The organism is Methanobrevibacter sp. (assembly GCF_017539065.1).
Lineage (GTDB): Archaea > Methanobacteriota > Methanobacteria > Methanobacteriales > Methanobacteriaceae > Methanocatella.
In genome coordinates this window covers 49,978-73,125 of sequence record NZ_JAFYHP010000009.1, presented here as the reverse complement: position 1 = coordinate 73,125, position 23,148 = coordinate 49,978, and the positions used below count along the sequence as shown (strand labels likewise).

The following is a 23,148-nucleotide window of genomic DNA, read 5'->3' as shown; positions in this document are numbered from 1 at the left end:
TTATTTTATCACAATAATTTATTATTCAAAAAGACCAAATTTACCCCAATCTGGATCCTGTTTACGTTTAATTTCAACAAATTCATATAAAGTTTCAAATTCATCTTCTGTTAATTTATCTTTAAATTCCCTTTCAATGAACTTATAATGTTTTTCAGGGACATCAACATATAATTCATCCCCCTCATCGAAATGTTTTCCAACAATTGCATCCTTAATAGCCATAGCAACTCTTTGGCCTCTAGGGATAGAAGGTAATGTTTCGCCTTTATCTTCCATACTAGCTATTACGCCAACATATTCGCCATTTTTATTAATCACTGTTTGACCTTGTTTAACAGTACCGCTAATTGATTCAATTCCAATGATTGCAGGTTTACTTTGACGGAAAACTAATTTAGGTAAAGACATGAATTTTGCAGGTTTAATGATTGCATCATAAAATGCTTTTTTCTTAGCTTGTTCCATTTCATCAATCCATGCTTCATAGTCTTCAATAATTTGATAAATTACATCTCCTTTAAAGAGTTTAACATCTGAATTTTCCAAATCTTCAGCAGAATTCTGATTAACATTAACATTAAATGCAATGATTGCTCCATGTGCATCATTTTCATTTAAAGCAATGGATGAATTAATTATATCTCTACGATTAACATCACCAATGTCCGCTTCACGAATAGGGATTTCTAATTCTCTTAACAATTTAACAATAGCTTCAAGAGAACCTAATGTATCTGCTTTAACTAAAATACCTTCATCTTCAGTACTTATTGTAATATCTTCAATCTCTTTAAGTATTTCTTCTTCCACATTTTCCTTATCACTTAAAACTCTAAGTGGAGAACCAGAAACAACATCATCTAAATTAGGAGCAGCTATTTTAATACCTGCAGCCGCTACAACTTCATCAAATTTTTGGAATTTCTTTTTAGAATCTCTCATTTCCTCAAGTGGAAGCGGTCTTAAAATAGACCTGATTTTAGTTTTTAAAACTTCATTTGAAGAAGTCATTAAAGCAATTTCATCATTAGTTCGTAAAACACCATCATAAATAATACTATCAATAGTGAGACCCAATCCTACTTCTTCTTTAATCTCTAAAACAGTACCTTTAGCAGGAGCGTCTTCATTGATTTCCAGTTGTTCGGTTAAATATTCTTGAGCAAGCCCTAAAAGCATTGCCAAAACTTCAATAATCCCTTCACCAGACCTAGCACTAATTGGTATAATACTAATCTGTGAAGCAAAATTACTGACTCTATCAAATCTTTCAGATTGGAAACCCTCTTTGTGAAGAGTGCCTACAATCTCATAAACCTTAGTGTCTAAATTTTGTTGGACACTTGGAGCTTGTTGATTGAAAGACTCTTTAAATGAAACTCCTTCATGTACTTCCCAACCGAATAACATGTCGATTTTATTAGCAACTACAATAAATGGAGTCTTATACATTTTAAGAATGTTTAACGCTTCATATGTTTGTGGTTTAAAACCATCATTAATATCAACAATCAATACTGCTAAATCAGCTAATGCACCACCACGTTTTCTTAAACTGGTAAATGCTGCGTGACCAGGAGTATCAATGAAGAATAATCCTGGGATTAAATCTTTGATAGTTAATCTGGATATAAAATTCCCACAGATTTCTTCAATAGTATCGTTAGGTATTTCTGTAGCACCAATATGTTGTGTAATACCACCTGCCTCTTTATCTGCAATAGTACTACCTCTAATGTAATCTAATAATGTAGTTTTTCCATGGTCTACATGCCCTAAAACTGATACAATTGGGGATCTGATTTTCATAATATCTTCTTTAATAATAAAATTTTTAAAATCTAAATTTATTCATAAATTAAATCGTTATCGACAATTTGATAATCGCAAATTTCATCTTCATTAAAGAAAAGGCTAATTTCTCTTTCTGCAGACTCAGGAGCATCTGAAGCATGAATAATATTTCTGCCTGTATTCATACCAAAGTCTCCTCTAATAGTTCCAAGATCTGCTTCTAAAGGATTTGTTGCACCAACAATTTTCCTAATAGTGGTAATAGCTTCTTCTCCTTGAATAACCATAGCAAGGGATGGTGAAGAAGTAATATACTCAACTAAACTTGGGAAAAATGGTTTTTCAGCGTGTTCTCCATAATGAGTTTTTGCTAAATCTTCATCAATGTGAATTAATTTACATGCAACGATTTGAAGTCCTTTTTCTTCAAAACGGGACAATATTTTACCCATGAGACGTCTTTGAACAGCGTCTGGTTTCATCATAACAAAACTTTTTTGAATCATTCTTTAACCCATTTAACTTTTCTTGAAACTCTACCGAGTTTAATCATATTTTTCTCACATTTGCTGCTACAAAAGAAATAAATTGTACCATCTCTTTTAACGTACATTTTTCCTGTACCTTCTTCTATTTCTTTATGACAGAATGAACAAGTTCTCATGCTTTTACACCTTCTTAAGGAGTTCTAATTTCCTTAGCTTCTCTAATTGTATCAAGTAACATTAAAATGTCGCCTTCTCTTACAGGACCCATAATGTTTCTTGTTAAAATTCTTCCTTTATCTCTACCATCGAGGATTCTGCATTTAATTTGCATTACCTCACCAGTCATACCAGTTCTTTTTAAAACTTCAATGACTTCAGCAGGAGTTCCTTCTTCCATTTAAATCACCGTAAAAATCCTTAAAAGAATTTACCTATTCTTTTAATTCAGCAACTTTTTCTACGATTTCACTAACAGCAGCTTCTGCGTCACCAGCATCAACAATACATGCGGAAGCAGTACCAACAGTTAAACCTGCAGCTACACCTACTTGTTCTTTAGTAGGTAAGTATACGTAAGGAATTTCTTTTTCATCAGCGAGAACAGGAATGTGTGCAACGATTTCAGCAGGATCAACATCTTCTGCGATAACAACTAATGCTGCATCTCCTCTTTCGATGAATTTGGTTACTTCGTTAGTACCTTTTGCTACTTTACCAGTAGCTTGTGCGGTTTCTAATGCTTCTTCAGCTTGTTTAGCTAATTCTTCTGGTGTATCAAATTTTACATAAATGTTTGCCATAATATATACCTCCTTTTTCATCTGGCTATGCCATCCATCGGCAGATATTATAATCCATTTTGAATCATAATATAATGTAATTATATAGTTATTATTTTAACTATAGAAATTACTCAAATTATCCAATAGATGAATAATTTAATATAGTTTTTAATAATACTAATTCTTGAATAATTCATATATCACTAAATATAATCCCATAAGAAAAAATAAGGGGGATTAGACTTTCAATACAAATACTTCTGAATTTCATATAATTTTTAGCAAAACTAAAAATAAAAATTTAGTAATTAATGAAATAATTCTAGAGAACTAGACACTATTAGATTAGTTTGTATAGTATATAAATGTTTGTAAAAATAGCTTTAATTTAGTTATTTTTGAACTAATAAAAATAAATCATAGAAAAAATGAAAAAAAGTAAAAAAAATAGAATAAATTTATATTTGAAAAACAAATAATAAATCTATTTGATTGCTAATTTAATGTCTTCTGCTTTAACAGTTTTCCTACCAGCGTGGCGAGCAAATCCGACAGCTTTTTGAGCGATTTCGTTACCGCAATCTTCAATAGCTTCGGTTAAAGCGATTTTTGCGTCATCACTTACTCTTTGTGCACCAGCATTTTTAAGGATTCTGCCTACAGGAGCAATTGGTAATTCACTCATATTATACACCTCATTTATTTTGTTAATAATAGTTTTAATTTGCTTATATATAAATCTATTGGTGGTACATCGGTGATTTTCAATAATTTCAACATTAACAACCATGATATTATTACATAAATAGTGACAGTAATATATTCGAAAATGTTTTTCATACATTCCCTTAAATAAAAAAAGTATAATTTATGTTAGAATATAAACGAATTAAAAGAAAAAATTAAAATTAAAAGAGATTTAAAGCAAAATTTATTTGTTCATTAAAATCTCTCTTAAAGTATCTATATCCGCATCAACCTGTGTAGGTTGGGTACATGCATCAATAGCAGTATTAGGATCTTTAAGTAAGTGTCCAGTAACAACACAGGTGATTGTTTCGCCTTTATCAATTACGCCTTCGTCAACAAGTTTTTTAAGACCTGCAATAGAAGCCGCTGAAGCAGGCTCGACACCAATACCCTCTGTTCTTGCAAGTAATTTTTGTGCATCAAGGATTTCTTCATCTGTTACTGTTTCGGAATAACCATTTGAATCATAAATCGCATTTAAAGCTTTGATATCGCTGACCGGAGCACCGATACGTATTGCTGTTGCAATTGTCTCTGGATTTTCTACAGGCACAACACGTCTGTCTCCTTTTTTAAATGCATTTGTTACAGGACATGCGCCTTCCGCTTGAATACCAGTCATCATTGGTAAATCTTTAATAAATCCTGCATCATAAAACTCTTTAACTCCTTTCCAAATAGCTGAAATATTCCCTGCATTACCCACAGGCAAAATAATTCTGTCAGGAGCTTGCCAACCGAGATCACGAACAATTTCATAACCTATTGTTTTTTGTCCCTCTAATCTATATGGGTTGATTGAATTTAATAAGTAAAGATGTTTTTCTAATGCTAGAGCAGTCATAGCTTCAAGTGCTTCATCAAAGTTTCCATTAATAGACATTACTTCAGCGCCATGGAACATTGCCTGTGCTAATTTTCCAAGTGCAACTTTTCCAGAAGGTAAAAATACAATACAGCGTAATCCTGCACGAGCCGCATAAGCTGAAAGTGATGCGGAAGTGTTACCGGTTGAAGCGCAACCTACGGTGTGCACTCCTAATTCCATTGCTTTAGTCATTCCGACAGTCATTCCTCTGTCTTTAAAACTTCCTGTAGGGTTGGAACCTTCAACTTTCACATATAGGTTTACTCCAAGTTCATCGCCTAATTTATCACACTTACAGAATGGAGTTCCCCCTTCATCAAGAGAAACGATTTTTGACTCATCTACTGGAATGCATTCTTTAAATTTCCATAAATTATCTCTTCTACCCTCAAAAACATCTTTAGAAACATCTATATCATTAACGAGTTCAAGTACAGATCCACACTTTTCACAAGTATAGATTACTTCATCATCATCATATTCTTCTCCACATGAAACACATCTTATCATAAAATCACTACATATATTTTTTTAATTATTCTATATAAAATTAATTAACATTAGATGGAATTAATAAAATTCGCAATTGGAAGGGTCAAATATGCTTCAACAAAACCTGCAATTGCCATTAAAATCGAAGCAATTATAAGTAAGATAATTGCTTGTTTTAATTTTTCAGAACTTGCATTGAACGATATTGACAATAGTTCTTTAACCGGACCATTTTCCTGGTCATTTAATGTTTTAAGGAATTTATATAGGAAGTTAAATAAAACAAAACCAGATGCACAAGCAATGATGCATGAGGAAAACTCAAAAATACCATGAGGTATGATTAACAGCAATGTCTGAAATAAATTATCGGTTGTTGCCACATAATAACCTACAAAAAATCCATTAAAAGCCAATATAACTGCTGAAAGGCATAAGAATAATCCATAAATAAACATTGCAAATACAATTTGAATATTATTAAAGAAAATGCTTTGAAAGGTTAATTTAATAACCCCAGTTTGGACTTTGTGAGTTAAATCATCGACTAGGGGATCTAAAAAGCTATGCAAATAAGGTTCTAAAAAATAACCTAAAATTAAAGAAATGAAAAGAATAGCTATTGCTGATATAATAGCTAATTTATTCTCGCTGAATGCTAATTTAACTTCATTTAACATTATATCAATGTTTTAGCAATTTCAGATGCTTCAACTTGCTTTTCATGTAAATCATCCATGAATTTTTCCATCAACTCGGCAGTTCTGACTTTACATTCGCCGCAGCGCAATGTTCCGTTTAAACATTCATTTCTGATTTTTTCAAGTTCTGAATCATCGTCGATGAAATGATATAATAACATTTCATATATTACGCATTTATCGACTTCTCCACCTAATTCTTCTTGCTCTTTTAATGTTTCTCTTCCACCGGTTTTTGCAGATTTGACTTTTTTAACAGCAGTTTTAGTATCGTCATTTAGATAAATTGCAGTGGATGGCTTTGAACTGCTCATCTTATCTCCAGTAAGTCCTGTTAAGAACCTGTGGTATGTGGAAGCCGGGGATATGAATCCCTCTTCTTCATTGAGTTTATGTGCAATATCTCTTGTTAATCTAATATGAGGGTCTTGGTCGATTCCTACTGGAACTACAACCTTTTTTGGACCTCCAAACTCTTCAATTTGTGGAAGTAAAATATCTGCAACCTGGAAGAGTGGTGCTTGTACATGTGCAATATTTGTTGAATTTTCAAAACCGTAGATTGCCTTAAGTTGGCTGAAATTAGTTTTGATTGAAGCTTTAAACGCTAAATTTTTTAACAAATTATTCTGAGATTGTAAATAAACGTTAACGTTATCTTTTTCAAGGTCGAGCCCTAATGCAATCCAGTTTGTTAAATATTCATTTACTGCAATTTCACGGCCTTTTTCAAAGCTCATGTCCCGTGCGGCATAAGCCTCTAAGTCTGCAATTGGTAAGGACAACATTGCACCCATATCCTGATACCATTTAATTTGGTCTACGACCATCTTATGACCAATGTGCATTTGGCCACTTGGCATCATTCCGGTTACAACTGCAAAATCCTTGTTTTGATTGATTAAATTAACAATTTCTCCAAATTCCCTGTGTCCAAAAATTACTCCCCTTTTCATTAATATTTGAGGATTTTTAACATCCCCAATAACATCAGAAATTTTACCAATTCCAAATTGATTAACTAACTTGTCATAATCTAGGCTAAATGATGCCCATGGATTAATTAAATCTGCCATTTTATCACCACTAATGCTGTTAAATTAAATTTATAATTAATAATTATAATCATATGTATAAAAGTATATTAAAATATAAATGATTTCTTTAATTAAACTTATGGTCTTGTCCATTCCACATTATAATAGGTTATGTCAAAGTCCTCATCAACAATTGCTAAAAGAAGTTTTTTATTAACACCATGAGAAACTCTCATGTAACTTGCAAAATCAAGCGCATTAATATCATAATTTTCAAAAATGATTTTAACTAGATATTCAGAATGTCCCATACCCGGACCCCCTCGACGATCATATAGCCTAAAATCTGAACCATATTTAAAACCGGTTTTAATGACAAAACCTCTGTTTTTTAAATCACGATAAACAACATATTTGCCATAAAGTTCTTCTTGTTTGAGAAGGTCAATTAAATAACCTGTGGTGCATTCAGTGCCGTCTTCATAAATATTTAAACGACCATTTTCTTGCAAATAAGAAGCTTCAATTAAGGAAAGCATCAGGAAATCGGCTTCAATTTTACCAAACTTACTTTTTTCATGTAAAGCTATAGGTTTTTTACTTCCTTCTTCAATTTTAATTGAAACAATGCCATTAGACAAATTTCCACGCATTAAAAACACCACAAAAAGAAACAAATTATATTTAATGCTTATAATTTTGAAATAAATATTATATAAAATTTTTGTAAAAAAAAAGAATTGTAAAAGTTAAACTCTAATAAAAATATTATTAGCCATTTCTGCTGGAATGTTTAACTCTTCATCATCAATAATAACTAAATAGTTATTGCCAATGCGGTTTTCGTTAAATTCATATTTTAGAGTTTGACCAACTTTAATACCCTTTTCGGTGATTTCATCTAAAAGCTCATTAGTCCCACGAATAAAAGAAATTGTACCTTCAGCACTTCCATTTAACTCAGAAACAGATAATAGATTAAATTTTCTGTTGATAATTTGGTCAAAATCTTTTTGTGAGAAACATTCATTACAGCTACTAAATTCAAAATCACAAGCAGGAATTAATTTTTCATCAGGACATAAGTCTGGATGATGCAACATGGTACATAGTGCTCTTTCAGCTTCATCAGATAAAGTATGTTCCATTTCACAAGCTTGACTGTGAACATTTTCTTCCTTAACTTTCAAGATGTCTGATAAAAATTTTTCTAAAATTCTATGTTTTCTTGTAATTTTCTGAGCAATTCTCAATCCTTCATCAGTTAAAGTAGCTCCTTTATATGGAGTGTATGAAATATAACCTAAATCCTCTAATTTTTTAAGCATTTGAGTTACACTACCTGGAGCAATGCCCAAATCTTTTGATAATTGAGTTGTAGAAACTTGCTCTTTGTTACTTCCATTACGATAAAGAACTTCCAAATATTCTTCAATATTGTCACTTATTTTAGCTTCAGCCATGAAAGTCACCTAATAATATACTGTTTAAAATTATATAATTAAAAGTATAAAAAAGTTTTGGTAAACCTAAATAAAGATTTTAAAAAAATAAAAAAAGAAAAATAGTAATTAGAATGACAAACTAGTATAAATACCTTTTAAGGTAAATGAATTTGTATTCCAATTAGCTACTGATCCTAAAGAGTTTCTAGAACTGGTTGCATCTGCAACATACCATTTTCCATCCACCAATACTTGAGCCCATACATGACCGTAAGTACTTCCACTTGAGAACTTACAGGTACCATGCACATATCTTGCTGGAAGGCCAGCAGCCCTATATAATGCTATTAATAAATGTGAATGATCTACACAATTTGCAGATTTATATTTCAATGTATTAACCGCACCATATTTAGTATCATAATAGAAACTATATGAAACAGAATCTCTTACCCAGTTGAATATAGCTTTAGCTTTTGCAATATCGGTTGTTAAACCTTTAGTTAACGCAGTTGCTTTAGCTTGAATATCTGCATTATTAACTTGACAATTGGTTGTTGCTTTAAGATATTTGCTTAAAGAAGTATCTGTATTTACCTCATTAACCCCTTTGCCAGTGACGGAAACACTAATACTGCTGTCTCCTCCACTAGAAGTAACAACGGTTACATAATTTGGCAACATGGAATTAGTACCGTAAAATGCTAAAATACGTGAAAACGCATCGACTACTTCAGAATAAACAATCCTTTTATCTGAAACAGTTGCATAATTAGGTGCTTGTTTATTATTCTTAATGAATTTTGCAACATTATTTGCCCAAGTTAAATAATTTTCTGTGGTTACTTGCATATTGGCTGAATCTCCAAATGGAGAACTTGGATTGGATACACCAGTAATATAAGCAATATCCTTCATATTGGAATTACCAATTTGATAAATTGCCTCACTCATCAAATACAAGAATTCCGGCAATTTGAATACAACTCCTCCTGCAGTAACTGTATTCGGAAGAGCATTATTATTTTGATAATAATTCTTTAAATTAGTAGCTCCTGTAATAATATTTTTAATGGATATTGTTTTAGCTGTGGTGCTAGTTCCAGTTGCAGGTGTAGCTGCAGAACTTGAATCATCACTAGAACCAAGAGTGCCTGTTGAAGATGCAGAGGTAGTTAATGAATTAAAATTAACGAGATTAGTTACTCCCCATCTGAATATTATGACACCCACACCGTTACTATTAAGTACTGCTTGTGAATCTTTTGTGATTTCACTTAGAGACAATTTTGTAACATCATCATCTGATTTATAACCTTGCAAACCACCCCAAACTTTAGCACCATTTGAATGGTCAACAAACCATTTAGTAGTGGTTTTAATCCAATTGGTTGAAGATCTATAATTTCCTTTGTAAATCATTGGAATGATAACATCTACGTACTTACTAATTTGTTCAACATCCTGACCATAATAATATTCGTTGCTGCTTGTTTCAGGCATTAAAGCACATGAAACGATGAGTTTTGAATTATAATTATGGAGAGCTGTAGAAGCTTGTTTTATAAATTGAGTAATTGCTTCAGTTCCGCCACTGGTTTGATAAGCAGTTCCAGGATATCTCATGTAATCAAAGTGGATACCTGCAACACCCTTAATTTTAGCATAACTAAGAGCATCATTAATTACTTTATTAAAGTGATCTGTATTAACGTTTCCATTTTTGATTGGATTTATCCATGAACCGTCATAAAATGTTTGCATCCAAATATGGACATTAATTCCTAAACCATTAGCTTTAGCAATCCATGATTCGACGGCGGATTTGCCGTGAGCTTGAATTGCATAATAATTTAAGAATATGTCACTGGTTCCTTTAGAAGCCAATGTGTCTAAATTGACTTTTTTCATGTCGCCTCCAAATAACCAATAACCATATCCATTAGTGGTTTTTCTATTTACAGAAATTTTTGCAGTTCCAGAACTTGGAGCATTATCATTATCTCCAGTAGCTTCATATTTGAATGAAACTGTGTAATTACCTGGGTTAACATTCACTGTGAATTTTGCATAACCGCTTGAATCGGTTTTTGCAGTATATGTTTTTGAGTTTACAGTTAATTTAAGAGTTTTGCCAGATAATGCTTTTTTATTTGAATTTTCTAATAAAACTTTAAATGTTTGTGAACCTTGATATACAGAAGTTCCGCTTTTCCATGTGACAGTGGTAGGTGATCTTTCTTTAACTGTAATAGTGGTTGAACCTGTTTTTGAATTAAGTTTAGATTCAGCTTTATTAGTGTATGTAATGCTATATTTGCCAACAGGCAAATTAATAGCTAAAGATACCATACCATCATTATCTGTTGTTTTAGTATATGAATTTCCATTAATTTTGAGTGTAACAGTTTTCTTTGCCAAAGGAACTCCACCTGAAGTTAAAGCAACTTTGAATGGGGTGTTTGCACCATGACCCATTGTAGTAGTGCTTTTAACTGTAAAAGTAGGATCTTTACTTGAGATAATGGTTACATAATTCTTGGCGCTAGATGCTTTATAAAAATTATTGCCTTCGAATTTATACTTGACAATATATTGGCCTGCCTTTAAAGACGGCAATTTAAGTTTAGCATTACCATTTTTATTGGTTTTAGCAGAATATGTCTTACCATTAATCTTAAATGTGACTATCTTACCTTTACCCGGAGCATATCCGAATTTATTGAGTAATTTAACTTTGATAGTTTTTGAATCTCCTGTAAGGAAAAGGTAATCCTTTGTAGTCAATGAAGTAGTGGTTGACTTAACTACTTTAACTGTGTTAGTTTTAGTTAAACCATCCTTATTATATGAAATAATTTTATAAGTTCCTTTTTTAAGATTAACTAAAGATAAACTTGCCACTCCTTTCGAATCAGTTTTCACTTTATAAGTTTGACCGTCAATTTCAAATTTAATTTTCTTATTAGCTAATACCTTACCATTACTTTTGAAGAATTTTGCAGTGAATTTTCTACCATCTGTATAAACTTTAGAAATATCACTAGCAGTAATAGTAGATAAAACTGTAAAAGTTGTTGTTAGACTATAACCAGTTATAGGATTTTTTGCAGTGACCTTATAATTACCTGGTTTGAGATTTATCGCTAAAGAAGCCACCCCTTTTGCATTTGTTTTTTCAGTGTATGTCACACCATTAACTGTAATCTTAACATTAGTATTAGCTAATGGATTACCGTTTGCATCTAAGAAAGTTGCAGTATATGAAGCGCTTCCCTTATAATATTTAGTAATATCTTTCGCAGTGATTGTCTTAGATACATCTATTTTTGAAGAAACATCACCGCTAATTTCATCTTGATTAGATAATGAAAGAGCAGTAATCCCATCATCACTATTTGAAAGATTATCACTGTCTGAGTTAGTTGATAAAATATTTGAATCTTCAGATTCTAAAACTTCTTCACTTGATAGAGAAACTTTAGATGAATCATTATCAACATTTGAATCACTTGATACAGAAATCTCTGATGAATCAGCAGTATTCTCCATTGGGACTGAAACATCTGATGTGTCATCTACTAAGCTGGTAGCATATGAATCTGTAACATTAACATCACTTGCTGAAATTGCACTAACTGATAAAACAATAGTGAACATCATTAAGAAAGTGAGTAATATTTTTTTGTTCAAAATAATTTACCTCCATAACAATTTTTTTAAACATCACGAGAAAAATCTCGCTTGTAGAAATATTTATTAAAAATATCTTATATAAACCTTTTTATTTGCTAAATCTAATTAAATGAGTTTAATTTTTAAAAATAAACTTAAAACTTCATGAATATTTACTATAAAGTAAAATTCTTTTTGAATTAGGTTTTAAAAAGATTTAATGAAATGAAATCATTTTTTAACTAACTTAAATATATGAAACTTAAAACTGTAATGTTAAAGATTATTAAATAAAATAGAGCATGATAAAAAGTTATATTAATCAAAACTATTGATTTAAGTTAAGTTAGAATAAAAAACAATACGTTTAATAAAGAATTTTGAAAAATAAGCAAAAATAATAAAAAAAAGAAAAAGTGTAAAATTTTTTACAAATTTTACATCATAGGAGGCATTCCGCCCATACCGCCAGGCATTGGAGGCATACCACTATCATCATTTCCAGACTCATCAGGTCCGGTGGAATTTAATGCATTTCTTGCTGCAATCATATCATCAATACGCAAGATCATTTCAGTAGCTTCACTAGCTGATTGAAGTGCTTGGATTTTTACCCTTAAAGGTTCGATGACACCAGCATCTTTCATGTCAACTACTTTGCCTTCGAATACATTAATTCCAATGAATGGATTGTCTTCATGGGCTGCTTTCAAATCAGCAATTAAGTTAATGGTGTCTAAACCTGCATTTTCAATTAATGTTCTTGGAATAACTTCTAATGCTTCAGCATATTTTAAGATAGCCAATTGTTCTCTTCCACTTACAGATTCACCATATTCTCTTAATTGTTTTACCAAATCAATTTCACAAGCTCCTCCACCAATGAGAACTTTACCTTCTTCGATGGTTGCTGCAACTACTCCTAATGCATCATCAATAGCTCTTGCAATTTGTTCTGTGACATAACGGGTACTGCCTCTTAAGACAATTGAGGAAGCTTTCGGATTTTCACATTCTTCGATTAAGGTTAGTTCGTGGTCAAATATTTTATCAAGATATACATGGCCTGCATAACCTAATTTATCTTCTGACAAGTCTTCGATATCAGTTACAAGTTTAGCTCCAGTAGCTTTTTCAATTCTTTCCATGTCAGATTTTTTAACACGTTTGAAAGCCATAATTCCTGCTTTTTTAATGTAGTGTTCTGCCATATCATCAATACCTTTTTGACAGAATAATACATTAGCGCCTGAGTCAACGATTTTGGCAACTAACTCTTTTATCATGTCTTCTTCTTTTTTGAGGAATGCTTCGAATTGATCAGGGCTGGTTATATCGATTTTGGTATCAGTATTAATGTCTTTTAATTCAATAGGATATTTCATGATAGCAATTTTTGCATCTTTAACATCTTTAGGCATGCTTTTGGATACAGGAGCTTTATCAATAATAATACCTTCTGCCAAGAATGAATCTTCTACAGAATCGCCTGAAACCCTTTGAATGTTAATATTGTCAATGTCGGATTTTCCATCCTCTTTGATTCTTAATGCTGCTTCTACTACAAGGTCTGCCAGGTGTTCTTTTGCATAATCTGAACCTTTTCCACTCATTGCAGTAACTGCTACTTTTTTAAGAGTTTCTTTATCATCCGCATCAATTGCAATATCCTTTATAAGTTCCACTGCTTTTGCAGTTGCATTTCTGTATCCTTTTACAACAACAGATGTTGCAATTCCATCTTCTAATAATTCTTCAGCTTTAGCTAATAATTCACCTGCAATAACAACGACAGAAGTAGTTCCATCTCCAACAATTTCCTCTTGTTTTTTTGCAGTTTCAACAAGCATTCTAGCTGCAGGTTGGTTAATTTCCATTTCTCTCATGATGGTTGCGCCATCGTTGGTGACAGTAACATCACCTAAAGAAGTAACTAACATTTTGTCCATTCCTTTAGGACCGAGAGTGGTTCTTACAATACCTGCCAATACTTTAGCAGCTGTGATATTCATTCTTAAAGCATCTCTTTTTGAATATCTTTCAGTCCCTTCAGGAAGGATAAATATTGGTTGATTTGCCATTTAATAATCACCTTAAAAATTTTTTAAATAAAATATAAAACTAAGTTTTTATACATACTAAAATAGGTAAGAGGTAATATAAAAACATTACCCCTTAAAGTAACTTTAGGTGTGTTAATGTACGAAGAGATTATAACAGAAATCAAATCAAACCTGGGATCAAACAAGGATTTAAACAGAAAATACCTTTCAAGCCAGATAGAAGTCTATAAAGACCATCCGTACAATAAGGAGATAATCAAGGAAATTTCCAGAATGATGTGGGACTGCCTGAGCGAAGACGAAAAGCAGGAATTTATAGAAATTTCCGAAAAGGAAAATCCGATAATGGACATCCTGAATGACATTTATTTCGATGTCGAAAACGGAAATTATGAAACCCCCCTTAAAAAATTGGATGATTTCATGGAAACATTTCCAGGAATGTTTGAAGACGACAAGGTAAGCGAATACCACTACTTCACAAACCCCCTGGAGGAGATGATTTTCAGAAAGTATATCGGTTTGAAAAAGGAATTGAGATACATTCCGGACAATCAGCCTTTGCTTGACCTATATTATGTTTACGGATTTCTGCTTCTTGAAACACAGCAATATGAAAAGGCAGAGGAGTATCTAAGAAAAGCGATTAAGATTAATCCAGTTTCCGCCAGAATTATCCTGGAGCTGTGCGAGATATATAAGGTGCACACCTACACCTTCAATGAATTCATAATCCGCACATCAGATGCCTTAAAATATGCATACCTTCCGCAGGACATTGCAAGATGCTACAGAAACCTTGGACATTATTATGTGGAAGAAAACCAAATGAAACCTGCATTAGCATTATATACCTATAGTATGGAATATGAAGCGAGCCCCCTCGCATATGCTGAAATCAAATTTATTCAATCCAAAGGAAATATAGAATTGACCTTAAACGAATGCATTGACATAATCAAAAATAAAAATATCCAAATAGGGCCAAATCCATTCATTTTAGAATGTTTAGATGAATTGATTGATGAATGTGAAAGGAATAACTTGCCCAATCAATTATTATATTTTTTAGAGCTTAAATTCGATGCAACAAATGATGAAAAAATACTCGAAAAAATGAATATAATTAAATAATATATAATAATATATTATATAACAAGGTGATACATTATGTGTTCAAGCGGAGGGCCAATGGCCGATATTGATTTGAAAAAATTGAAAACCAAAAAATACCATTGCAAAGACTGTGGAAATTCCTTTAAAGGACTTGGAAAAAAAGTCGTTTGTCCATCTTGTCAAAGTGACAATGTAGAACTTGCAGAGTAAATTACTTACTCTCTTTTTTTATTTTTTAGTGATAATATGAATATTGATTTTAAAGATGATGAAATACTATTTCTTGAAGGCGAAACCGGAATGGTTGGAGTTGTAAAAGTAGCTTATGAAAACAAAATGTTATTTATTGCAACCCAAGACAATGAGGAAATAGTTCAATTTTTAGAACCCGATGATATTATCGCTGTATCCAACTTCAAAAAGGACAAAAGAGCTATTCGCTCACAGGCTTATCTTAGTCGTGAAGAATCATCCCCACTCGTTATCTTAAACAAAGACCATCCGTCAACAAGGCTTTTAGAAACAGTAATCTCAATAGGAGATAGGGTAAACCTAAATTGCAATATTACTCCTGGAACACATCCTGAACAGAATGTTTTATGTTCATGTGACAGCCTCTCCGGACTTGAAATAGCAAAAACACCTACTGGTGTTGCATTGAATAAGGACTTTGATAATTATACTATTGAAAAATTTTAGGTTGAACTATGTTGTTTATCGATTCTTTCTATATGTTTTTGGGACAATTGGTGGTTTTTCTAATAATTATAATTATAATATTAATAATCATATTTTCGATTTTAGCCCTCATAATGGCTAAAAGGAACCAGATAAAATTTCCTAGATTTCTGTTGTATATAGTTGACCTATTGTATTCCCCTCTTAAAACAATAGCCCGTTTTTTAAATATGGATGATAATTTAATTGACGATATTGCCATTAAAGTAAGGAATGACTTAAACAAAGAGCAATACAAGAAAATACCTGCCGAGGAAACATTGATTTTCTTGCCTCACTGTTTAAGACATAAGGACTGTCCTGCAACACTTCAAAAAGAAGGATTGAATTGTACTGAATGCGGATTATGTTCCATTGGAGTTATCAAAAAGAAAGCCGAACCATTGGGTTATAAAATATATGTCGTTCCAGGATCAAGCTTCGTTAAAAAAATAGTTATGGAAAACAAATTCAAGGCAATACTCGGCGTAGCCTGTCATGAAGATTTGAATCAGATGATGATGCTTCTTTCTAATTTTTACCCTCAAGGAGTTTTGCTTGAAAAAACAGGCTGTTTTGAAACAAAAGTAAATGTTAAAAAAGTATTTGAAAAAATAGATTCAAAATACTAACTTTCATATCTTGTTGGAAACATAACATATGAAACCAACGTTAGTTTATATTTATTTAAAGTTATTATAAAACTCTTTTAAATTATTTTTATCATCTTCAGATAAGTCATGCCAACGAATATTCTGTATAGCTCCTTCAAGTGCCATCAATCTATTTATGCATGCGCTGTCATCAATTTCTTTAATTTTTAACCATGCTTCTTTACTGCCAATATCAATCAGGTCATCGACAGTGTTTATTCCAACTTCATTTAATTGTTCTTCAACTACTTTGCCAATATTCGGAAGTTTAGATAGTTCACCCATTTCAATACATCCAATAATTATCTTTTTTAAGAAATTTGGCATTTTTAAGATTTATAGTTATGGTTTGCAAAATTAATATTAACATTAACGATTGAGTTCAGCTATTCAAATATTAATCCAGGAAAACATCACCACTAATTTTAATTCATGAAAATATTAGTAATTTAATGTAAATTTTCACTGACTACAATACTAATCAAAATAAGCCATGAAAGCACGAGATTCAGGAGTTTCACTGAATTCATCTATAAATGCTTTCAAATCATTAATGAATTCCTCTTTTCTTTTATCCAAATCTTCAATTTCAGAATAATCTTTCTTAACGGATATTGACATTATGATATCATCAGTCTCAAGGGTTATTTCAGGATATAAAGCATCAAGCAAATCATCCATATTATCCTCTTCCAAGTTCCTGATGCGCTCTTGCAAGGTGTCCTGCTGCTAGTGCTCCAACCAATGACAATTCCCCTGCTAAAACGGTTGATGCAACAATTTCTGCAAATTCACGTGCCTTGCCAGAACCTGCAACACCAAGGATTTCCAATCCCTCATGAGCAACTTCCAAACTGGTTCCTCCACCGACGGTTGCAATTGGCAAATCAGGCAAGTTTACTGAGAAGTATAAATCCCCATCACGATTTTCAGCAGTTGTAATGCCTAAAGACCCTTCAACAACATGTGCCGCATCCTGGCCTGTTGCTAAAAATATTGCTGCAACCATGTTAGCATAGTGAGCATTAAATGCAAGGGATCCGCTAGCTGCTGAACCAATTAAGTTTTTAGCAGTGTTCACCTCAACAATTGCTTCTGCTGTGGTTTTTAACTTTTTGGCCACAATATCTTTTGGCACTAATATGTCTGCTATAACACTTTTTCCTCTTCCTTCAACAATGTTAATAGCAGCCGGTTTTTTATCAACACAGACATTACCACTTAATGCAATGTGGGTTGCTGTGGTTTCATTAGCTAATTTATCTAAGATTTTTTCAGAAGCTATTGTTACCATATTCATTCCCATACTGTCCCCTGTTGAGAAAACGAATCTCGGGAAAACATAGCTTCCAACAATTAAGATAGGATCAATTTTAATTAATTTTCCATGAGAAGTAGTAGATTCCGCAATTTCTTTCAATTCATCGAAATTATCAATAAACCATTGTTTTATTTTTAATGCCTCGTTAACACCATTACATTTGATTGCGGGTGCACGAGTCATAATATCTGAAACTACTCTTGCATTAACGCCGCCGGAAGCGGTTATTGTTGATGCGCCTCTATTAACTGATGCGACTAATGCCCCTTCAGAAGTTGCAAGTGGAACAAAAACTTCACGATTACAATATTCTCCATTAATTTTTAATGGACCTGCAATACCCATTGGAAGTTGCAATACTCCAATTGAGTTTTCTATATTTCTTGCAGAAGCCCTTTCCATATCCAAAGTATAATTTGAGATATTGGTTAAATCTAAATCATATTTCTGTTCTAAAAATTCTCTTCTAATATCAGTTGCTTCTTTGGCGGATACTTCTTTATCAACTTGATAAAGTTTCATTTCGCCATTTAATAATTTATCAATAATTTCCTGATTTGACATTACATAACCTTTTTAAGTAAATCTACAATTTCAGATGGTTTTTTAGCTACTTCAACACCAGCTTCATTCAAAGCTTTGGTTTTACTTTCAACAGTACCGGAATTTCCTTGGATGATAGCTCCAGCATGTCCCATTCTTTTGCCTGGTGGTGCTGTTCTTCCTGCAATATATGATACTACAGGTTTTGACATTTCTTCTGCAATGAATTTACCTGCCCTTTCTTCTGCAGTTCCTCCGATTTCACCGATTAAGACAACGGCATCGGTTTGATCATCTTTTTCAAATCTTGTTAAGATATCGACATAATTGTCTCCGGTTACAGGGTCCCCACCAATACCAACAGCTGTACTTTGGCCAATTCCAGCATTAGTGAGTTCACTTGCAATCTCATAAGTTAATGTACCGCTTCTTGAGATTACTCCAACATTTCCTTCAGCAAAGATGTGGGTTGGCATAATACCTAATTTGCCGACGCCCGGAGAGATGACTCCAGGAGTGTTTGGACCTATGATTGTGGTGCCCATTTCCTTTGCATATGCCATGATTTTCATGCTGTCATGGACAGGAATATGTTCAGAAATGATAACAACCAAATCCAAATGTCTGATTGCTTCAAATGCAGCATCCTTTGCAAATCTTGCTGGAACAAATATTATTGAAGAGTTGATATCAACTTCTTCTGTTGCTTCTTCCATGGAATTGAAAATTGGAACTCCTAAAAAGTCCTGACCGCCTTTTCCCGGAGTCAATCCTGCTACAATATTAGTATTGTATTTTAACATTTGTTCTGTATGGAATGAACCTTGTTTACCGGTGATTCCTTGAACTATACATTTTGTATCTTCATTTAATAAAATCATAATTATCTCCTATCTTAATATTCTTGTTTTATTTTCAAATGGAACGGCCAAATCGATTACATTTCCATTCATAAAAGCGGTAGCTGAAAATATTACACTGCCCGGCAATACATTGCAAGTTGCCCCTCTTTTAACCAAATAAACGTTTTTGTTTCCAAGCGCAGCTCCTATCATGGCCCCTGCAATAACACCCACAGACTCTATGTTTTCAACAGTTGCCACAACCACAGGGTCATCGGTTTCAGGTGAAACATAACCGACACCTGGAATTTTTCTTGTCTTTGGCTCGATAAAATCCGATACATCAGTACAATTTTTCATGCCTTTTGCCGCTTCAATCGCAGAGTTTGCAACATCTGCAACAAATGGTTCTCCCCCATATGTATCGAAGCCTAAAACAATAGCATCCGGATACCTGTCTGGCCTTATGTTTGCTTCAGCATAGGATATTCCTTCCCCAGCATTTTCAGGATTATCGGAAATCCCGGACAGATCTCCAAGATTTTCTGCACTCATTTTTAAAACGTTGACCAAACCTTCATTAACGGGCTCAAGCAAATCATCTTCCACAAATGCACTAACTACAACATCATCTCCAGTGACATTTGTTAATGCGACATCTCTTGCACCTAAGTCTTTAACAGTTTGAAGGTTTTTTTCAATAGCTTCTACTAGCTCGGAGCTACAAGATACATCATTTTTTGATATATCTGCACCTATAGCAGTAATTTTCAAATTAACACCTTATATAATTGATTAAATAAATAAATAAAATTTTTAAATTTTATTGATATATAATATGTTTTTTAATTTATATAAAGTTTTTAAGAAAACTTAATAATAGTAATAAATATATTATAATGTAATGTATTCACAAACAAAAATCGCAATCCCTATCTTTCAAGAAAGATGCGAAGAGGTTATTGAAGTTGCAAAGGATTGTATAGATAAAGGTGCGGACATATTGGAGTTCAGAATAGATGCACTTAAAAATCCGGATATTTCAGAAATCAGAAATACAATCGAAGAGATCAACTTCCCTACAATTGCCACAAATAGAATCAGCACGGAAGGCGGTTCTTTTAAAGGCACAGAAGAAGAAAGATTCAATATATTATATGAATGTTGTGATTTGGCCGATTATGTGGATATTGAACTTCAAAGCAATGATGAATACATTAATAAGATTCATGACACCGGCGTTAAAACAATTGTCTCTTACCATGATTTTGAAAAGACACCCGACCTAAATGAAATCCTCTACATTGTTGAAAAGGAACATGAATTAGGGGATATAGCTAAAGTTGCATTCATGCCACAGGATTTGGAAGATACCTTAACAATATTGGCAGTCCTTTCACACTGTGAAAACACAATTGCCATTTCTATGGGTGATTTGGGAAGTTACACCAGAATTATGGCTTCCAAATTTGACTCACCAATTACTTTCGCAGCGGGAACTGACGTGACTGCACCGGGGCAAATTGACATTGAAACAATGAAAGCTCTCCTAAATATGGATTTGAATATTATGGATGAGTGATTTGAATGGCTAAAAAGATTGTTTTAGCTATAGTTATACTTATTTTAATCATATTTTTTGGAATCTTGTTTTTGGGCAATGATACCATTGATATCTATAATGATGGTGAAAACGTCACCGTTGAAACTACTTCCTTTTCCACTATTGACAAATCCGGCCTGAGCAATGAAATATGCGACTACACTTTAGAGGTTATGAATGATACCGGCAGTGATATTGCAAGTTATAGGCATGGAATTGAGGACATTTGCAATCAATATGGTCTAGAAGATGTTGATATTAATATTGATTCAAGCATTGGGCCAAATCAAATTCCTATTGTCGTGACTGTTGATGGAACATCCATGCTTCCAACTTTAAAAGATGGGCAAACAGCACTAGTAAATAAAACCCACGACATACATGTTGGAGATATCGTTGTGGCAGATAGTGAAGAATATGGCGGAATTATAAAAAGAGTTGACCAGATTAAGGGCAATGACATCCACCTGGTTAGTGATAACAAAAATATTTCTTATGAATTCATTAATGGTGAATTATATCAAATAAAAGGTATTTCAACTTGGGTAGACATTTCTGATATTAATGGTGTTGTAATATCATATTAAAAATAAAAAAAAAGGAAAATAATGCCAAGCACTATTTTCCTAATATAGGGACAAATGAAAATTAGTATTGTAATTATCTATACGGCCTTTTCACCGTCTTCACCAGTACGTATCCTAATTACATTTTCCACAGGTTGTATGAATATTTTTCCGTCACCGATGTTTCCGGTATATGCTCCTTTTTTGATTGCCTCGATGTACAATTCCAGTTCATCATCTTTAGCAACAATCTCAACACGTGTCTTTGGAATTAAGTCAATGCAATAACTTGATCCTCTGTAGGATTCTCTTACTCCTCTTTGACTTCCTCTTCCTTTGACTTCGCAAACGGTCATTCCTTCACAACCCGCTTTGACCAGTTCATTTTTAACATCATCAAACTTTTCAGGTCTGACTATTGCAATAATACGTTTCATTAACTATTCCTCCTTTAATTGAAGTTATAAGCAGATTCTTTGTGAAGGTGGGAATCAAGTCCTCCAATTTCTTCATGATCTTCAACTCTAATACCATTTAATGTTTTATCGAGTATTTTTGCTATTACATAACTTACTAAAAATGAATAAACAATTGTAGCTACAATACTAATGATTTGTATTAATACCTGATTAGGGTTTCCTGCAATTAATCCTGCTACGCCTCCAACGGCTGGAACTGCAAAAATACCTGTTGCAAGTGCTCCCCATACACCGGACATACCGTGAATACCCCATACATCCAGTGCATCGTCGTATCCAAGTTTAGGTTTTAAATAATTAATTGCATAGTAGGATATTATCGGAGCTACAGCACCAATAATCAATGCGCCGTATACATCTACAAATCCTGCAGCAGGAGTGATTCCAACTAAACCTGCGACAGCACCGGAAATTGCGCCTAAAACAGTTGGGTTTCCAACTTTAACCACATCAATTAATGTCCAAACAATAAGACCCATAGCTGCGGCCACATTTGACACTATAATTGCATTTGCTGCAAGTCCATCTGCGGCAAGACCTGATCCTCCATTGAATCCCATCCATCCAAACCATAGTAGAGCAGCACCGAGCACTGCATAACCTAAGTTATGTGGAATTAATGAAGCGTTTTTCCTTTTACCTAAAACTAATGCTACAGCCAGAGCGGAAATTCCTGAGTTAATGTGAACTACTGCACCTCCTGCAAAGTCAAGTGCACCCATCTGCATTAACCATCCTCCGCCCCATACCCAGTGGGCTACAGGAACATATACAAGGCATGCCCATATTGGGACAAAAATTACCCATGCTTTGGTTTTCATTCTTCCAACTAATGCACCAGACAGAATAGCACAGGTAAGTCCTGCAAATGCACATTGGAACATTACAAATAATAATGTTGGAATTGTTCCATTTAAATCATCCAGACCAATTCCCTGTAAGAAGAAATTGGTTGGTGAACCTATTAATCCATTAACATCACTTCCAAATGCAAATTGATAACCAAATATTACCCAAAGTATACTGATTATTGAAAATGCAATGAAAGATAAAAACATAGTATTTAAAACGTTTTTTCTTTTACTTAATCCTCCATAAAAAAATGCTACTGCCGGAATACTCATTAATAGCACAAGTAATGTACATACAAGAATCCATGCAGTGTCACCAGCACTAAACATAACCATATTATCTAAACTCTATTAAATTT

At 33.1% G+C, this 23,148-nt stretch carries 26 protein-coding genes; 6 read left to right on the top strand and 20 right to left on the bottom strand.

What is annotated here, in order from left to right:
- Positions 1–21: 21 nt before the first annotated feature.
- The 13 genes from infB to thsA all read right to left on the bottom strand — a co-directional run bounded on the left by infB (position 22) and on the right by thsA (position 14,116).
- The gene (gene infB, locus IKS50_RS01590; protein ID WP_292844284.1) at positions 22–1,812 is read right to left on the bottom strand and encodes a translation initiation factor IF-2; all 1,791 of its coding nucleotides are present in this window, start codon (positions 1,810–1,812) and stop codon (positions 22–24) included.
- A gap of 38 nt (positions 1,813–1,850) precedes the next feature.
- Complete coding sequence (gene ndk / locus IKS50_RS01585; RefSeq protein WP_292844281.1) at positions 1,851–2,303, bottom strand: nucleoside-diphosphate kinase; 453 nt, start codon at positions 2,301–2,303, stop codon at positions 1,851–1,853.
- Positions 2,300–2,461 carry a 50S ribosomal protein L24e gene (locus tag IKS50_RS01580; protein WP_292844278.1) on the bottom strand — a complete coding sequence of 54 codons (162 nt, stop codon included), beginning with the start codon at positions 2,459–2,461 and terminating at the stop codon, positions 2,300–2,302. Before IKS50_RS01580 ends, ndk begins: the two co-directional genes overlap by 4 nt.
- A gap of 14 nt (positions 2,462–2,475) precedes the next feature.
- On the bottom strand, positions 2,476–2,682 hold the full coding sequence (locus IKS50_RS01575) for a 30S ribosomal protein S28e (protein ID WP_042692817.1): 207 nt from the start codon (positions 2,680–2,682) through the stop codon (positions 2,476–2,478).
- Positions 2,683–2,716: 34 nt separating this feature from the next.
- Positions 2,717–3,085, bottom strand: coding sequence for a 50S ribosomal protein L7Ae (gene rpl7ae, locus IKS50_RS01570; protein ID WP_292844275.1), 369 nt, complete (start codon positions 3,083–3,085; stop codon positions 2,717–2,719).
- A 466-nt stretch (positions 3,086–3,551) separates the two neighbouring features.
- Positions 3,552–3,752, bottom strand: a complete 201-nt coding sequence (locus IKS50_RS01565) for a histone family protein (RefSeq protein ID WP_116591162.1) — start codon at positions 3,750–3,752, stop codon at positions 3,552–3,554.
- Between the two features lie 246 nt (positions 3,753–3,998).
- A complete protein-coding gene (gene thrC, locus IKS50_RS01560) occupies positions 3,999–5,195 on the bottom strand; it encodes a threonine synthase (RefSeq protein WP_292844273.1) in 1,197 nt (398 codons plus the stop codon).
- A gap of 50 nt (positions 5,196–5,245) precedes the next feature.
- Positions 5,246–5,857, bottom strand: a complete 612-nt coding sequence (locus tag IKS50_RS01555; RefSeq protein ID WP_292844270.1) for a stage II sporulation protein M — start codon at positions 5,855–5,857, stop codon at positions 5,246–5,248.
- Positions 5,857–6,954, bottom strand: coding sequence for a tryptophan--tRNA ligase (locus IKS50_RS01550; protein WP_292844268.1), 1,098 nt, complete (start codon positions 6,952–6,954; stop codon positions 5,857–5,859). The genes IKS50_RS01555 and IKS50_RS01550 overlap by 1 nt, the downstream gene beginning before the upstream one ends.
- 98 nt (positions 6,955–7,052) lie before the next feature.
- On the bottom strand, positions 7,053–7,568 hold the full coding sequence (gene endA, locus IKS50_RS01545) for a tRNA-intron lyase (RefSeq protein ID WP_292844266.1): 516 nt from the start codon (positions 7,566–7,568) through the stop codon (positions 7,053–7,055).
- Positions 7,569–7,664: 96 nt separating this feature from the next.
- Positions 7,665–8,378, bottom strand: coding sequence for a metal-dependent transcriptional regulator (locus IKS50_RS01540; protein WP_292844264.1), 714 nt, complete (start codon positions 8,376–8,378; stop codon positions 7,665–7,667).
- Between the two features lie 108 nt (positions 8,379–8,486).
- Positions 8,487–12,053, bottom strand: coding sequence for a transglutaminase domain-containing protein (locus IKS50_RS01535; RefSeq protein WP_292844262.1), 3,567 nt, complete (start codon positions 12,051–12,053; stop codon positions 8,487–8,489).
- A gap of 419 nt (positions 12,054–12,472) precedes the next feature.
- A complete protein-coding gene (gene thsA, locus IKS50_RS01530) occupies positions 12,473–14,116 on the bottom strand; it encodes a thermosome subunit alpha (RefSeq protein WP_292844260.1) in 1,644 nt (547 codons plus the stop codon).
- Between the two features lie 117 nt (positions 14,117–14,233).
- Here thsA and IKS50_RS01525 point away from each other — a divergent pair, with 117 nt between their 5' ends.
- The 4 genes from IKS50_RS01525 (at position 14,234) to IKS50_RS01510 (ending at position 16,563) form a co-directional block, all read left to right on the top strand.
- The gene (locus IKS50_RS01525) at positions 14,234–15,232 is read left to right on the top strand and encodes a tetratricopeptide repeat protein (RefSeq protein ID WP_292844258.1); all 999 of its coding nucleotides are present in this window, start codon (positions 14,234–14,236) and stop codon (positions 15,230–15,232) included.
- Positions 15,233–15,268: 36 nt separating this feature from the next.
- On the top strand, positions 15,269–15,424 hold the full coding sequence (locus IKS50_RS01520) for a hypothetical protein (protein ID WP_165814026.1): 156 nt from the start codon (positions 15,269–15,271) through the stop codon (positions 15,422–15,424).
- Positions 15,425–15,460: 36 nt separating this feature from the next.
- Complete coding sequence (locus IKS50_RS01515) at positions 15,461–15,913, top strand: hypothetical protein (protein ID WP_292844256.1); 453 nt, start codon at positions 15,461–15,463, stop codon at positions 15,911–15,913.
- 209 nt (positions 15,914–16,122) lie between these two features.
- Positions 16,123–16,563 (top strand): DUF116 domain-containing protein, encoded by a 441-nt coding sequence (locus IKS50_RS01510; RefSeq protein WP_292844254.1) that lies wholly within the window; start codon positions 16,123–16,125, stop codon positions 16,561–16,563.
- 51 nt (positions 16,564–16,614) lie between these two features.
- Here IKS50_RS01510 and IKS50_RS01505 read toward each other — a convergent pair whose 3' ends face one another.
- The 5 genes from IKS50_RS01505 to IKS50_RS01485 form a co-directional block, all read right to left on the bottom strand.
- Entirely contained in the window at positions 16,615–16,911 is a 297-nt protein-coding gene (locus IKS50_RS01505) for a TfoX/Sxy family protein (RefSeq protein ID WP_292844252.1), read from the bottom strand.
- Positions 16,912–17,061: 150 nt separating this feature from the next.
- A complete protein-coding gene (locus IKS50_RS01500; protein WP_292844250.1) occupies positions 17,062–17,265 on the bottom strand; it encodes a hypothetical protein in 204 nt (67 codons plus the stop codon).
- A 1-nt stretch (position 17,266) separates the two neighbouring features.
- The gene (gene hmgA / locus IKS50_RS01495; protein WP_292844248.1) at positions 17,267–18,469 is read right to left on the bottom strand and encodes a hydroxymethylglutaryl-CoA reductase (NADPH); all 1,203 of its coding nucleotides are present in this window, start codon (positions 18,467–18,469) and stop codon (positions 17,267–17,269) included.
- Entirely contained in the window at positions 18,469–19,329 is an 861-nt protein-coding gene (gene sucD, locus IKS50_RS01490; protein WP_292844246.1) for a succinate--CoA ligase subunit alpha, read from the bottom strand. Before sucD ends, hmgA begins: the two co-directional genes overlap by 1 nt.
- A gap of 9 nt (positions 19,330–19,338) precedes the next feature.
- On the bottom strand, positions 19,339–20,064 hold the full coding sequence (locus IKS50_RS01485) for a hypothetical protein (protein ID WP_292844244.1): 726 nt from the start codon (positions 20,062–20,064) through the stop codon (positions 19,339–19,341).
- A gap of 130 nt (positions 20,065–20,194) precedes the next feature.
- Between IKS50_RS01485 and aroD the strand changes: the two genes are divergently transcribed.
- The gene (gene aroD / locus IKS50_RS01480) at positions 20,195–20,872 is read left to right on the top strand and encodes a type I 3-dehydroquinate dehydratase (RefSeq protein WP_292844242.1); all 678 of its coding nucleotides are present in this window, start codon (positions 20,195–20,197) and stop codon (positions 20,870–20,872) included.
- Positions 20,873–20,877: 5 nt separating this feature from the next.
- A complete protein-coding gene (locus IKS50_RS01475; RefSeq protein WP_292844240.1) occupies positions 20,878–21,480 on the top strand; it encodes a S24 family peptidase in 603 nt (200 codons plus the stop codon).
- Positions 21,481–21,557: 77 nt separating this feature from the next.
- On the opposite strand, the gene IKS50_RS01470 is transcribed toward IKS50_RS01475, so the two are convergent.
- Together IKS50_RS01470 and IKS50_RS01465 are read right to left on the bottom strand one after the other, a co-directional pair.
- Positions 21,558–21,896 carry a P-II family nitrogen regulator gene (locus IKS50_RS01470; RefSeq protein WP_292844238.1) on the bottom strand — a complete coding sequence of 113 codons (339 nt, stop codon included), beginning with the start codon at positions 21,894–21,896 and terminating at the stop codon, positions 21,558–21,560.
- 14 nt (positions 21,897–21,910) lie between these two features.
- Entirely contained in the window at positions 21,911–23,125 is a 1,215-nt protein-coding gene (locus tag IKS50_RS01465) for an ammonium transporter (RefSeq protein ID WP_292844236.1), read from the bottom strand.
- Between the last annotated feature and the right edge of the window lie 23 nt (positions 23,126–23,148).